Below are 13,738 nucleotides of genomic sequence, written 5' to 3'. Positions count from 1 at the left end.
CGCACGCCGGCGTCCGCGCGTGCGCGCGCCGGTGTCCGGCGGATGCGGGGGGGGCGGAACGTGCGTGCGCCGGCTCGCGGCGCAGTCGCCGATCCGTTCGGTGCGGGATGCCGTCCCTTCGCTGGGCTGAGTCCACCGTGGCGCAGCGCGTCGTGTCCTTCGACGAGGCCGAACCGCGCTCTGATCGCCGCGGTTTCAGCTATAGCAACGCGCGCGCTCGCCGCAGTCGGACAGCGGTCACGCTAGCGGCGACGAACGGCGCGGGCGGCGTCGCGGCGCCGCCTGCGAACGGCTCAGCGGCCGCAGGTGCTTTCGGTGACGATGCGCTGGATGCGCGCGACTTCGGCCTGCGAGGCGTCGCGGCTTTCGCTGCGGCCGAAGCGCAGCGCCGACTCGGCTTCGCGCAGGCGTTGTTTCCAGTTCTCGCACAGGCTCTGGTCGGGAATGCGCTGGCACTGGTCGGTCACCATCTGGCAGGCCACGCCGGCGCCGCTGGCATTGGTGCCCAGGCCGGTGGTCTGCAGCGGCGCGCAGCGCTGCGGCGGATTGCCGTCGTCGCTGAGGTAGCGGCCGTTGTCGTAGGTGCGGCATTCGAACAGCACCGGCGGCGGCAGCCGGTCGGCGTAGGCGATCGCCGGTGCCGGCGGCTTGGGCGCGGCCGGCCTGGCCAGCGGCTTGGTCACCGAGGGCAGCTGCGAGGACACCGGCGGATGCGGCGACGGGTTGGCCTGCGGAATCGGCGCCACCGGCGAGGTGATGAAGGTCGGCGGCGCCGACGAACTCGGCGCGGACTCGATCACCCGCTTCTCCTGCAGGCTGCCCTTGGGGCAGGGCGTGTCGTTCTGCACCGTCAGCTGGCCGAGCGCATCGGTGCAGCGGTAGATCGTGACCTTGCCTTGCGCGGCAACGCCGGCGCTGGCCAGCAACAGGACGGGCAGGGACCACCACACTCGCATCAGTACGCTCCGCAATCGGTATTCAGGCGCGCGTCGATGCCGCGCTGTTGTTCGACGATCTGCGCGCGCTCGCTTTGCAACGCGCTGTTGTAACGCCGGTCGAGCTGGTAGCGGCGATCGCGCAGGCGCGCGCAGACTTCCTGCTGCGGCAGCGCGTGGCATTCGTCGCGGACCAGGGTGTTGCCGCCGTAGAGCACGCCGTAGCCGCGGCCGTCGCGCGGCAGGCGCGCGTCGGGGTCGCCCAGCCGCGGCGGCGGCGCGCCGACCCGGTCGCCGAGCGGGTTGCGCGGCAGGTAGGCCGGATAGCCCAGCGACCACAGCGGCAGCCAGCGCGGATTGCCCTCGGAGGTGTCGCTGGTATAGCGCTCGCCGTCGGGGGTGACGCATTCGTACATCGGGCGCGGCGGCTGCACCACCACCACCCGCGGCCGCGGGGCGGCGGCCGGCGTGGGCGCCGGCGCGGCAGGCGCATCCGTGGCCGGCGTCGGGCGCGGCGGCGGGTCGACCGGGCGCAGCATGGTCTGGGTCTGCTGGCGCTGGCCGGCGGCGCAGGGCGTGTCGCGCAGGGTCAACCGGCCCTGCGCGTCGGTGCAGCGGTAGATCACCACCTCGGCCGCGCCGGCCGACGCCGCGAGGCAGCACAGCGCGAGCGCGGTGAGCGAGCGAGAGCGAAGCAGGGCGCGGCGGCAGAACATGCGCGCATCTTGCGCCAGCCGCGCGCAGGACGAAAGCGCCGCTGCAGTCCGGCGCGTCGGCGCTGGCCGCTTCTGCGGATTCAGGCGCGCAGCACTTCGCCGGTGAGCGCGACCCGGATCGGGGTCGGCGCGGCCAGCCCGCCGGTTTCGCCGGCGCAGACGCCGTCGCTGAGCGCGATCACCGCCGGATCGAGTTCGCCGCGGCGGAACGCCGGCGGCTGCCCGCTGAGGTTGGCGCTGGTGGATACCAAGGGCTGCGCACAGGCTTCGCACAGGGCGCGCGCCTGCGCATGCGCGGTCACGCGCACGGCGACGCTGGCGTGCGCGCCGCGGATCCAGGCCGGCACCGCTGCGGTCGCCGGCACCGCCCAGGTATTCGGTCCCGGCCAGCTGGCCAGTACCGCCTCGCGCCGCGTCGCCGGCAAGGCGTCCCAATCGACCCAGCCGGCGAGTTGGGCCAAGTCCGCGGCGATGAGGATCACGCCCTTGTCGGCCGACCGTTGCTTGATCGCCAGCAGACGCCGCACCGCGGCTTCGTCGTGCGGGTCGCAGCCGATGCCCCACACCGCCTCGGTCGGATAGATCACCACGCCGCCGCGGCGCAGCGCGGCGGCGGCGGCGGGAACAGAGAGGTCGGCGACGGTCATGGCGGCTCCGGATGCTGGCTGCCGCGAGTGTCGCATGCGCGCGGCGACGACGGCGCGAGCCGCCGTCGCCGCGCCGCGGTCAATGGCCGTGGTGGGCGTGCCCGGCCGGACGCGCCGACAGCGGCAGGCGCACGTCAATGGCGTGCGAACGGTTGCCGTCCAGCCAGACGTGGTTGCCGGCCAGGCCGGAACGAGCCTGGAAACGGCCTGCGTCGAGCGGTTCGCCGATGCGCGCGTAGCGCGAGCGGCGGTTGACCTCTTCGCCGAGCCGGCGCGGCCAGTCGGCGACCGAGGTTTCGCCGGCGCGCAGCACGGTCTCGATCTTCTCCGCATCGCTGCCGTCGGCGTTGAACACGCGCAGGGTCACCGTGGTGCCGACCGGATAGTCGTTGGCCACGGCGAGGTTGCCGGCGTCCTTCCAACGCGCGTCCTGCGCGGCCAGCGCGTTGGTGAAGTTGACGTCCATGCAGGTGTAGAAGGCCTCGGTCGAGTCAGAGCGCTGCCAGATGTTGTAGATCACATGGCGGCCGCTGCGCGCCGGCAGGGTGCAGGTGATGTGGTAGTTGTTGCCGCTGGACAGCGGCACGCGCGCGCTCTTGCAGAACTGCTGCAGGTCGGCCCAGCGCAACGGCGAGGCCGGGTTCCAGCCCTGCCGGGTCACGTAGAAGGTCCAGTCCTTGGTCGCGTGCGGCGCGGTGGCGTAGAAACTGAAGGTGTAGCTGGCGCCGGAACGCAGGGTGGTGGTCTGCCAGTCGCTGCGGACCACGTCGAGGCCGCGGAAGGTCGGGTTGCCGCCGCTGCACAGTTTGCCGTCGGGCACCACCGCCTGGTGGTTGCTGTTGGCGTTGGCCTGGTTGATGCCGTTCCAGTCGTAGAACAACTGCGAACCGGCGACTTCCCAGGCGGCGCGGCAGGCCGGGTCGGCGGGGTTTTCCTTGTTGCCGAGGTAGCACTTGTAGATGCGGCTTTGCGGGTTGACGAAGCTGCCGTGGGCCCAGGCCGCGGACAACGGCAGACCGGCGGCGCACAACGCGGCCGCGGTGGAGAGTAGGGACAGGCGAAGAGACGAGGACGTAGCGGACATGACGGCTCCTGACGACGGGATAGGCGAAGGACACCCCCCGGCAGGTTTCGCAGTGGCATGACTCGTGCGCGATTGCGATCGCGTCTGGCGCGGGCCGTCTTGGTCCGCCGCGGCGTCGCCGCGGGGCCGCAGCCTCGAAGCGGCGATCCTAGGGGCCGTGCGCAGTCCGAATCTGTGTCGGCGGTCGCCTGCGCGCGCATGCGCCGGCGCACGGTGGCCGGCGGCGGTACGTAACCGCGAAATCAGTCACGCCGCAGAGGGCGAGTGCGACGCGGTGTCGCTGGCGTTCCAAGATTCCGGTGCCGTGCCGTGCCGCGACGCAGCCCGGGGCTGTCGCCGTCGCGGGGACGACGGCCGTTGCGGCGGTGGGGCGGGAGCGACGCAACGGCCCGGTCGCCAGGCCCGCGCAGGCGGGCATCCGCAGACTTCGGCGTTCTGCCGTGGTGAGCCCGGGTGTCATGCCACAGGCGACCGTGGGAGCCCTTGCGAAAAGAGCGGACCGAAGTCCGCTCTTTCGTTGCGAAGCCGAAGCGGCTGCGCGCCGCCCGCTTACTTGGCCGTCTTCTTGGCTACGGTCTTCTTGGCGGCTTTGCTTGCGGTCTTCTTCGCCGCCTTCTTGGCCGGCGCTTTCTTGGCCGCGGCTTTCTTCGCCGGCGCCTTCTTCGCCGCCGGCTCGGCTGCGGTCTTGGCGACCTTCTTCGCCGCCTTCTTGGCCGGTTCCTTCTTCGCCGCGGTCTTCTTGCCGAAGCGGCCGCGCATCGGCTTGCCGGTCTCTTCCAGCAGCTTGGTCACTTCCTCCAGGGTCAGCGAGGCCGGCTCGCGATCCTTGGGGATGCGGCCGTTGAGCTTGCCGTCGCTGATGTACGGGCCGAAGCGGCCGTTCAGCACCTGGATGTCGCTGCCGTCGAACTGCTTGATGATCCGGTTGCGCGCGATCTCTTCCTTCTCTTCGATCAGGAACACCGCCCGCGCCAGGTCGATGGTGTAGGGGTCGTCTTCCTTCTTCAGCGAGGCGTAGGTGCTGCCGCGCTTGGCGAACGGACCGAAGCGGCCGATGCCGACGCTGACTTCCTCGTCGTTGCTCAGGCCCAGCTTGCGCGGCAGCTTGAACAGCTCCAGCGCCTCTTCCAGGGTGATGGTGTGCATCGACTGGCCGGGGCGCAGCGAGGCGAACTCGAGCTTCTCGTCGGTGTCCTTGTCGCCGATCTGCGCGTACGGCCCGAACCGGCCCAGGCGCACGCTGACCGGCTTGCCGCTCTTGGGATCGGTGCCGAGCTCGCGCGCGCCGGTGGCTTCGGAGCGGTCGACCGATTCGGTCTTCTCCTCGACCAGTTCCTTGAACGGGCCCCAGAACTTCTCCATCAGCGGCACCCACTCCTCCTCGCCGCGCGAGACGGCATCGAGCTCGTCCTCCATCTTGGCGGTGAAGTCGTAGTCGACGTAGCGGGTGAAGTGGCTGCTGAGGAACTTGGACACCGCGCGGCCGACGTCGCTGGGGCGGAAGCTGCGGCCTTCCATGTCGACGTACTTGCGGAACAACAGGGTCTGGATGATCGAGGCGTAGGTCGAGGGCCGGCCGATGCCGTATTCCTCCAGCGCCTTGACCAGCGCCGCTTCGGTATAGCGCGGCGGCGGCTGGGTGAAGTGCTGGTCGGCGTGGATGCGGTCCACCGGCACGCGGTCGCCGGTCTTCATCGCCGGCAGCTTGCGGCCTTCGTCGTCGTCGTCGGCGCCCTTGGCGTCCTTGCCTTCCTCGTAGACGGCCAGGAAGCCCGGATCGACCACGGTGGTGCCGGAGGCGCGGAAGCTGTGCTCGCTGCCCGCGGCCAGGTCGACCGAGACGGTGTTGAGCGTGGCCGGCACCATCTGCGAGGCGACCGCGCGCTTCCACACCAGCTCGTAGAGCTTGCGCTCGTCGTCGCTGAGGAAGCGCGCGACCTGCGCCGGAGTGCGCAGCGCCGAGGTCGGGCGCACCGCTTCGTGCGCTTCCTGGGCGTTCTTGGACTTGGTGGTGTAGGCGTTGGGCTTGTCCGGCAGCGCGCGGGTGCCGTAGTCGCGCGCGATCACGTCGCGGATCTCGCCCAGCGCGTCCTGCGACAGGTTGACCGAGTCGGTACGCATGTAGGTGATCAGGCCGACCGTGCCCTCGTCGCCGATCGCCACGCCCTCGTACAGCTTCTGCGCCACCTGCATGGTCTTGCGGGTGGTGAAGCCGAGCTTGCGCGCGGCTTCCTGCTGCAGGGTCGAGGTGGTGAACGGCGGCGCCGGGCGGCGCTTGCGCTCCTTGCTGACCACGTCGGTGACGTGCAGCGCGCCGCCGGCGGCCTTGACCAGGCGCGCGCGCGCGGCCTCGGCGTCGTCGCCGTTGGTGATGGTGAACTGCTCGAACTTCTTGCCGTCCAGCTTGGTCAGCTTGGCGGTGAAGGCCTGCGACGGGTGCGCGCACTCGGCCTCGACGGTCCAGTACTCGCGGGCGACGAAGGCTTCGATCTCTTCCTCGCGCTCGACGATCATGCGCAGCGCCGGCGACTGCACGCGGCCGGCGGACAGGCCGCGCTGGACCTTGCGCCACAGCACCGGCGAGAGGTTGAAGCCGACCAGGTAGTCGAGCGCGCGGCGCGCCTGCTGGGCGTCGACCAGCGGCGCGGCGATGTCGCGCGGCTGGTTCATCGCTTCCTTGATCGCGCGCGGGGTGATTTCGGTGAACACCACCCGGCGCAGCGGCTTGTTTTCGAGCAGGCCGCGCTCGCGCAGGATCTCGGCGATGTGCCAGCTGATCGCTTCGCCTTCGCGGTCCGGGTCGGTCGCCAGATAGAGGTTGTCGGCGCTCTTGGCCGCCTTCGCGATCGCGTCGACGTGCTTCTCGTTCTTCTCGATGACCGCGTAGTCCATCGCGAAGTGATTGTTCGGATCGACCGCACCCTCCTTGGGCACCAGGTCGCGGACATGGCCGTAGGAGGCCAGGACGGTGAAGTCCTTGCCGAGGTACTTGTTGATCGTCTTGGCCTTGGCGGGCGACTCGACGATGAGGAGGTTCTTGGCCATGGGTACTCCGCAGGACCGCGGGGGCGGCCGCTGCACGACAGCGATTGCCTTGACAGACAAGGGGTTAAGAAGGCGACGCCCGCAGCTGCCGGCCGCGGGCGTTCAGGTTTCCTTTTTCTAGTGGAATCATGCGGCGGCTGGGGCTGTCAAGCCTGACCTGCCGGAACCGCCAATACCTTGGCACTGAAACGGCTCAAGGCGGTGTGACGGCGCAGGCCCCGTTCAGGTATCAGTCCCTCCTCAGCGCGTCAGCGTCGGCAGCAGCGCCAGCGCGGCGACGAGGCCGATGGTGAGCAGCCACATCAGCCCGCCCAGCACCAGGACCACGATCGCCACCGGCCCCAGGTCGCGCCGCTGCAAGTCGGGCTGGGCGGTGTAGGCCCAGCGGTCGACCACCTGGGTCTTGGCGACCAGGTCGTGCAGGCCGCGCTTGCGGTCGGTGAAGGCGATCATCAGATACCCCACGCCCAAGGTCGCGTAGGACAGCCAACTGGCCAGCCAGCGGCCGAAGGCCCGGCCGCGGGTCAGGCGGCGCCCGTCGAGATCGACGGTCTTGATCCCCACCGCGCGCTTGCCCAGGGTGGCCTGCATCGAGGAAGACTCGAAGCCGACGTAGTAGGCCAGGCTGAGCGCGCCCATGAGCAGGTAGACCCCGCCGATCATCAGCGCCATCGCCACCTCGGGCTTGGACATCCACGACGCCGACGCCATGCCGATCGCCAGCACGAACACGGTCATGAACATGCTGACCGCGTAGTAGGCGATGCCGATCAGCATCGAGTCGATCAGGTAGGCGGCCATGCGCTTCCAGAAGCCGACATGGACCACTTCGTGGCCGTGCACGACCTCGGCGATCTCGTCGACGCCGGCGCGCGGCGCGGCGTAGGGCGAGTCGCGGTCGGCCGCGGCGGGCGCGGCCTGGGGCGAGGCCTGGGCGGCGTGCTCGGCCGCGTCCAGGCGCGCGGACACTGCCGCCGCGACCGGATCGGCGGTCGCCGGCGCCGGCGCGGCCGCCGCGGCGAAGCCTGGCGAGGCGATCAGTTCGCCGGCCAGCTCGCGCCACGGCCGCCACTGGGTCAGGCCGTCGCGCCAGACCAGGGTTTCCGCGCCCAGTTCGCCGCGCCGGTGCAGATCGATCATGGTGTCCGCTTCCAGCGGCCCATGTCGGTTGCGGTCGGCGTCGCTGTAGTACCACTGGGTCATTGCGCGGATCTCTGGGTGCGTTGCGATGAAGCGGGGTGGGGGATCAGCCGCGGCACTGGGCCGGCAGCAGGCGATCGGCGATGTCCGAACTGCAGGTCCAACTGCCGGCGCTGCGGTCGTATTCCTGCCAGAGCTTCTTGCCGTCGACCTGGTCGTTGCCGATGCCGCGCAGTTCGAGCTGGATGCCGCAACGGTCGCTGTCCTCGAATTCGCCGAATTCGATCTTGGCCACGCGCGGTCCGGCGTAGGCCTCGGCCGGCTTGAAGCCTTCGCTGTCGTTGTCGGGGCAGGCGTCGTGGGTGGCGACGTACTCGGCGACTTGGATCTTGAGTGCGCTGGAAGCGGCCAGAGCTTCGCTGATCTTGGCCCGCAGGGTGTAGTCCTGATAGGCCGGGATGGCGATCGCGGCGAGGATGCCGATCACCGGCACCGCCAGGGCGGCGAGCACGATCAGCACGATCACGCAGCCGGACAGGCCGCGGCGCGGCGGCGGCGCGGCCGGGCGCGCCGCGGACGGGCCCGGACCGGGACTCGGGCCCTGGTGAGCCTGGGCACGGTAAGCGTGACCGGCCGTGGCGTCGCCGGCCATCGGTTGCAGCTCGGCCGGCAGCTCCGGCGGCGCGGCCGGCGGCAGCGGCGGCGGGTCCGCCGAGAGCAGGTCCTCGTCCAGGCCCAGTTCGCCGGACAGCCGTTCCAGCGGCTGCCATTCGCGCAGGCCTTCGCGCCACAGCAGCGTGTCGCGGCGGATCCGGCCGGCGCGGTAATGCCCGCGCACGGCCTCGATGTCGATCGGACCGACGCGGCCCTGGGCCGGGTCGTGGTAGTACCAGTTGCTCATGCCTTCCCCCTGCTGTGGTCGCCGTTGCCGGCCGCTTTCGGTGCGGATGCGCGCGGACGACGGTCCTTGATGACGTAGCCCCGGCGCGGCCAGCCCGGCGCCGCAGAGCGGGGCTGGGCCGAAACGCGGACGGTGGTGCCGGCGCCTCCCCGGCGCGCGACGGACGCAAGAAACTAGCACGACGGCGCGTCGCTCAGGCGGGACGCGCCGGACGCAGGGGCCCGCGAGGGCCGGCGCTCAGTGCACCGGCTCGGGCTCGTCCTCGAACATCTGGGTTTCCATCCAGGCGTAGGCCGCCTCGGAACCGGGCTGGTTGAACAGCACCATCAGCACCACCCACTTGAGGTCGTCCAGGTCGAGTTCGTCCTGGTCCAGGGCCATGGCGCGGTCGAGCACCAGCTCGCGCTGGGCGGCATCGAGGATGCCGTGCTGCTCTAGGAACAGCAGGAAGCCGCGGCACTCGACATCGAGCTTGTCGAGTTCGGGGCCGAAGTAGACCCGGGTCGGGCCGCCCGCGCGCGGCTGGCTGACGCTCGGCCGCTGCTGGGCCAGCGCATCCAGCCATTCGATGGCTTTGTTGATCTCGGCGGGGCTGAAACCGGCCTGGCCCAGTTCGTCGAACAGGGGGCCGCTGCGGAGCGAATCGCGGTCGCGGACCAGGTCCGCATCGTCGGTGAAATAATGCTCGAACAGGTACAGCAGGACGTCCAGGATGCTCTCTTTCATTTCCCTCGGCCTGCGCCGCATGCGGCGCGGTGGGTCTCACAGGAGTTGCTGATTGACCGTATGACCCGCCGGCAAGTTCACCGATACGGATTCAGCGGTTGCGGAAGTAACGGCCATGCTGGGCCGACACGCGACCTTCAAGCTCCATGACCAGCAGCATGGAGGACAGTTCCGCGGCCGTCAATCCGGTGCGCTGGACCAGCAGATCCATACCGGTAGGGTCGTGGCCGAGGGCCTGCCACAAGCGCTGGTAGTCGGGGTCGGCGAATTCCGAGTCCGCGGCGGCCCCGCCGGGATCCTGCCCGGCGTCTGTGACGCCGGCATGGCTGCCAGGTATGGGGGCGGCCAGGCGCCGGCGCAAGTCGGCGGCCAGCTCGGCCGCCAGCGGGGCCAGGGCGGCGGCGACTTCGGCCGCGCTTTCGACCAGCCCTGCGCCCTCGCGGATCAGGCGGTGGCAGCCGCGCGCCAGCGGGTTGTGGATCGAGCCCGGCACCGCGAACACCTCGCGCCCGGATTCGGCCGCCAGGCGTGCGGTGATCAGGGCGCCGGACCGCTCGGCGGCCTCGATCACCAGGGTCGCCAGGCTGAGCCCGGCGAGGATCCGGTTGCGGCTGGGGAAGTGCTCCGGCCGCGCCTGGGTGCCGGGCAAGTGTTCGCTGACCACCGCGCCGGCGGCGGCGATGCGCGCGTGGAGGTCGGCGTTGCTGCGTGGGTAGGCCAGGTCCGGGCCGGTGCCGAGCACCGCCACGGTCAGGCCGCCGGCGTCCAGCGCGGCGCAGTGGGCGGCGGTGTCGATGCCGGCGGCCAGGCCGCTGCTGACCGCCAGTCCGGAACGGGCCAGGGCGCGGGCGAAGTCGGCGGCGTTGTCGCGCCCGCCCGGCGTCGGCGAGCGGCTGCCGACCACGGCCACGGCCGGGTGCCAGAGCAGGCCGGGCTCGCCGGCGACGAACAGGGCCAGGGGCGGATGGGGCGCGCGCCGCAGCAGAGCCGGGTAGTCCGGGTCGTGCCAGCCGAGCAGATGGTGGGTGGGCGCCTGCAGCCAGTCGAAGGCGCGGTCCAGCGCGGCGGACGGCGGCGCACGCAGGCGCTCGATCTGCGCCGGCGACAGCCCGGCCGCGTGCCAGGCCGGTGGGCCGGCGGCGAGCGCGGCGGCGGGCCCGGGATGGGTTTCCAGCAGGGCACGCCGGGGCGCGGCGGCACCGGCGGCATCGATCAGGCGCAGCAGCGCCTGCAGGTCGTCGGGGGAAGCGATGGGCATGGCGGCAGCCTAGCCCGCAAACGACGACGGCGCCCGCAGGCGCCGTCGCGTGGTGCTGTCGGAAAACCCCGCGCCGTGCGCGGGGCATCCGTCCTCAGTACGGCGAGTCGGGGTGCTTGAGCTCGTAGCCGACCTTGGTCGGGCGCACGCCGTCCATGATCAGGGCGTAGCTGACCTTGTCGAAGGTGCGGAACACCATCGCGTGGCCGGCGAACTCGTCCGGCAGGCGCACGCGCGAGTGCTTGCCGAACAGGTCCTCGGCGCGGTCCGGGCCAATCTTGACCCGGTCCGGGGCGCTGCTGCCGACGCGCCAGGTCGAGAACACGGTGCCGTTGTCGATGCCGTCGCGGGCGCCGACCGACAGCGCGATCACGTCGCGCGGGCCGCCGTGCTTGACCAGGTCGGCCACCGCCAGGACCTGGGCCCGGCCGTAGTCGAACTGGGCCTTGGGCGGGTGCGGGAAGAACTGCAGGTCGTACGGCTGCGCTTCGACCGGGATCAGGCGGTCGCCGACGCGGATCTCGCGGTGGGTGCTGTCGACCACCAGGGTGCTGGCCTGCATGCCGCCCACGGCGCCGCGGCTGAGGGTGCCGGTGGCGACCTGGACCAGCTCATAGCCAAGCAGTTCGCGGCCCTTGTCCGGCACCACCACGTCGGTCCAGATGGATTCGAAGTCGACCGTGCGCTTGCCGCGGAAGTCGAGGTCGGCGGCGCGCATGATGTCGCAGCAGGCCACGCGGTCCAGGCGGGTGTAGCGCTGGGTCGGGCGGACCACGGCGTAGCGGGTGCCGGGGCTCTGCTCGGGCAGGTTCTTGATGTAGGCGACCTGGCCTTCGCTGACGCGCAGGCGGTCTTCCTCGAGGCCGACCACGTAGGGCAGCTGCTCGAACTGGTCGACCACGCGCAGGTTCTTCAGGAACGGCTCGATCTCCGACAGCGGGATGCCGCTGATCGGGGCCTCCTGGCGCGGGCCCGGCTTGACCTGGGCGGCGACCCGGTCCAGATACGCCAGGGAAATCACGTCGCCCGGGTAGATCAGGTGCGGGTTCTTGATCTGCGGGTTGGCCTGCCAGATTTCCGGCCACAGCCACGGGCGCTTCAGGAAGCGCGCCGAGATGTCCCACAGGGTGTCGCCCCGCTTGACCACGTAGGTGTCGGGGTGGTCGCCACGCAATTCCGCCGCAATGGCGTACGTGGCAACAGTCAGCAACGCGGCGGCGAAAACCGCACGGATCGGTTTAAACATGGCGGCCATCTACCTGATTCCCCTTCAGGGTGCCCCTGGCGGGCACCCGGACTATAGCCCAGAAGCTGCGAACGTTAGCAGGCCTTTGCAGCCTATAACGGGGGTACAATGCAACCAAAGCTTGCGTATGTGACCCACGCCCCCATTTTTCGACGCCATGGCCCTCCTTCCTATCCTCGAATTCCCCGACCCGCGCCTGCGCACCAAGGCCGTCCCGGTCGAGCCCGCGCGCGTCACCGAGCCCGAGTTCCAGCAGTTGCTCGATAACATGTTCGAGACCATGTACGAGTGCCCGGGCATCGGTCTGGCGGCGAGCCAGGTCGACGTGCATCAGCGCTTCATGGTGATCGACGTGTCCGAGGATAAGAGCCGGCCGTTGGTGTTCGTCAACCCGCAGATCGTCGCCAAGTCCGGCGAGCAGGTCTACCAGGAAGGCTGCCTGTCCGTGCCCGGCATCTTCGCCGACGTGACCCGCGCCAACGAGATCACCGTGCAGGCGATCGGCCGCGACGGCCAGCCGTTCGAGCTGAGCACCGACGGCCTGCTCGCGGTCTGCATCCAGCACGAAATGGATCACCTCGACGGCAAGCTGTTCGTCGACTACCTGTCCCCGCTCAAGCGCGAGATGGTGCGCAAGAAGCTGGCCAAGCAGAAGCGGTTGTCGGCGTAACAGCCGGGATTCGGGAGTGGGGATTCGGGACTCGGTGCGCGCGAGTGCGTGCGGCCGAAGGCTCCGGGTCCCTTCTTCGTTTTTCTGCGCCAGGTTTTTCTGATCCGCACGCACCGACGCTCCCGCGTCGCCGCAGTCGTTCCGCTCTACGCCGTCCCCATCCCGAATCTCCAACCCCCAATCCCAGCCCAAAATGCGCCTAATCTTCGCCGGTACCCCCGAATTCGCCGTTCCCTGCCTGCGCGCTGCGGCGCAGAAGGGCGAGATCGTCGGCGTGTACACGCAGCCGGACCGGCCGGCCGGGCGCGGGCGCGAGCTGGCGATTTCGCCGGTCAAGCGCGAGGCGCTGCTGCGCGGGTTCCCGGTGCTGCAGCCGGAAAACTTCAAGTCCAAGGTGTCGCGCGAGGCGTTGGCTGCGCTCAAGCCCGACTTGATGATCGTGGTCGCCTACGGCCTGATCCTGCCGCAATCGGTGCTCGACATTCCGACTTACGGCTGCTGGAACGTGCATGCGTCCCTGCTGCCGCGCTGGCGCGGCGCGGCGCCGATCCAGCGCGCGATCGAAGCCGGCGACCGCGAGACCGGGGTGTGCCTGATGCAGATGGAAAAAGGCTTGGACACCGGCCCGGTGTTGCTGTCGGCCAAGCTCGCGATCGGCGACAACGAAACCGGCGGACAGTTGCACGACCGCCTGGCCGAGCTCGGCGCGGAAGTGCTCGGCGACGGCCTTGGCCTGGCGCGCGCGGAACTGTTCCCGCGGCCCTGGGTGCAGCCGGAGCAGGGCGTGACCTATGCGCACAAGCTCGACAAGGCCGAGGCGCGGCTGGACTGGAATCAGCCGGCGACCGCGCTGGCGAACAAGGTGCGCGCGTTCAATCCCTGGCCGATGGCCGATGCGCTGATCGCCGGCGAGCGCGTGCGCGTGCACGGCGCGACGGCGCTGGCGCAGGCCCACGACGCGGCGCCCGGCACGGTGCTGCGCGCCGGGCGCGATGGCATCGACATCGCCTGCGGCGAGGGGGTTCTGCGCATCCGTGTGTTGCAGCGCGACGGCGGTAAGGCGATCACCGCCGCCGACTATCTCAACGGTCGCCGCGACCTGCTGGCGGTGAGCTGAGATGAGCCGCGATCACGACCCGGAAAAGCCGCCGCGCCGCCCGCCCGGCCGTCGTCCTTCGCTCGCCGACGAACCGGCCGCGGCGCCGAAGCCGGCCGCCAAGCCGGCGCTGACGCCGTTGCCGTCGCCCGACCCGTATGCGGGCGCCAAGGCGCGCCGCGCCGGCGTCGAATCCGGCGGCCCGGCGCGCGACAGCGAGCGCACCCGGCCGGCACGACCGGGCGGCGCCGGCCGCACGGCTGCGCCGCGCGGC

General features: G+C 70.8%; 12 protein-coding genes and 1 pseudogene. 3 read left to right on the top strand and 10 right to left on the bottom strand.

What is annotated here, in order from left to right; translation table 11 throughout:
* Positions 1–293: 293 nt before the first annotated feature.
* From TX83_RS16955 to TX83_RS16910, 10 genes are all read right to left on the bottom strand, one after another.
* Complete coding sequence (locus TX83_RS16955) at positions 294–956, bottom strand: DUF4124 domain-containing protein (protein ID WP_064749158.1); 663 nt, start codon at positions 954–956, stop codon at positions 294–296.
* Complete coding sequence (locus tag TX83_RS16950; protein WP_064749157.1) at positions 956–1,651, bottom strand: DUF4124 domain-containing protein; 696 nt, start codon at positions 1,649–1,651, stop codon at positions 956–958. The genes TX83_RS16955 and TX83_RS16950 overlap by 1 nt, the downstream gene beginning before the upstream one ends.
* Positions 1,652–1,731: 80 nt before the next feature.
* Positions 1,732–2,298, bottom strand: a complete 567-nt coding sequence (locus TX83_RS16945) for a Sua5/YciO/YrdC/YwlC family protein (RefSeq protein ID WP_064749156.1) — start codon at positions 2,296–2,298, stop codon at positions 1,732–1,734.
* Between the two features lie 79 nt (positions 2,299–2,377).
* The gene (locus tag TX83_RS16940; RefSeq protein WP_079248278.1) at positions 2,378–3,382 is read right to left on the bottom strand and encodes a lytic polysaccharide monooxygenase; all 1,005 of its coding nucleotides are present in this window, start codon (positions 3,380–3,382) and stop codon (positions 2,378–2,380) included.
* Positions 3,383–3,931: 549 nt separating this feature from the next.
* Positions 3,932–6,427 carry a DNA topoisomerase I gene (locus tag TX83_RS16935; RefSeq protein WP_064749154.1) on the bottom strand — a complete coding sequence of 832 codons (2,496 nt, stop codon included), beginning with the start codon at positions 6,425–6,427 and terminating at the stop codon, positions 3,932–3,934.
* Between the two features lie 240 nt (positions 6,428–6,667).
* Positions 6,668–7,630: an RDD family protein gene (locus TX83_RS16930; RefSeq protein WP_064749153.1), complete on the bottom strand. Its 963-nt coding sequence runs from the start codon at positions 7,628–7,630 to the stop codon at positions 6,668–6,670.
* Positions 7,631–7,673: 43 nt separating this feature from the next.
* Positions 7,674–8,468, bottom strand: a complete 795-nt coding sequence (locus tag TX83_RS16925) for a pilin (RefSeq protein ID WP_064749152.1) — start codon at positions 8,466–8,468, stop codon at positions 7,674–7,676.
* A 237-nt stretch (positions 8,469–8,705) separates the two neighbouring features.
* Positions 8,706–9,194 carry a DUF494 family protein gene (locus tag TX83_RS16920; RefSeq protein WP_064749151.1) on the bottom strand — a complete coding sequence of 163 codons (489 nt, stop codon included), beginning with the start codon at positions 9,192–9,194 and terminating at the stop codon, positions 8,706–8,708.
* A 91-nt stretch (positions 9,195–9,285) separates the two neighbouring features.
* Positions 9,286–10,452, bottom strand: a complete 1,167-nt coding sequence (gene dprA / locus TX83_RS16915) for a DNA-processing protein DprA (protein ID WP_064749150.1) — start codon at positions 10,450–10,452, stop codon at positions 9,286–9,288.
* Between the two features lie 94 nt (positions 10,453–10,546).
* Positions 10,547–11,698: a LysM peptidoglycan-binding domain-containing protein gene (locus tag TX83_RS16910; RefSeq protein WP_064749159.1), complete on the bottom strand. Its 1,152-nt coding sequence runs from the start codon at positions 11,696–11,698 to the stop codon at positions 10,547–10,549.
* Positions 11,699–11,855: 157 nt separating this feature from the next.
* Between TX83_RS16910 and def the strand changes: the two genes are divergently transcribed.
* From def to TX83_RS16895, 3 genes and pseudogenes are all read left to right on the top strand, one after another.
* Positions 11,856–12,368, top strand: coding sequence for a peptide deformylase (gene def, locus TX83_RS16905; protein WP_064749149.1), 513 nt, complete (start codon positions 11,856–11,858; stop codon positions 12,366–12,368).
* A 193-nt stretch (positions 12,369–12,561) separates the two neighbouring features.
* Complete coding sequence (fmt, locus tag TX83_RS16900; RefSeq protein WP_064749148.1) at positions 12,562–13,485, top strand: methionyl-tRNA formyltransferase; 924 nt, start codon at positions 12,562–12,564, stop codon at positions 13,483–13,485.
* A 1-nt stretch (position 13,486) separates the two neighbouring features.
* A pseudogene (locus tag TX83_RS16895) lies at positions 13,487–13,738 on the top strand (hypothetical protein); the annotation flags it as partial.

The organism is Lysobacter antibioticus HS124 (assembly GCF_000336385.2).
Classification (GTDB): Bacteria; Pseudomonadota; Gammaproteobacteria; order Xanthomonadales; family Xanthomonadaceae; genus Lysobacter; species Lysobacter firmicutimachus.
The sequence above is the reverse complement of the archived record's forward strand: the minus strand, read 5'-3'. Positions and strand labels throughout refer to the sequence as shown.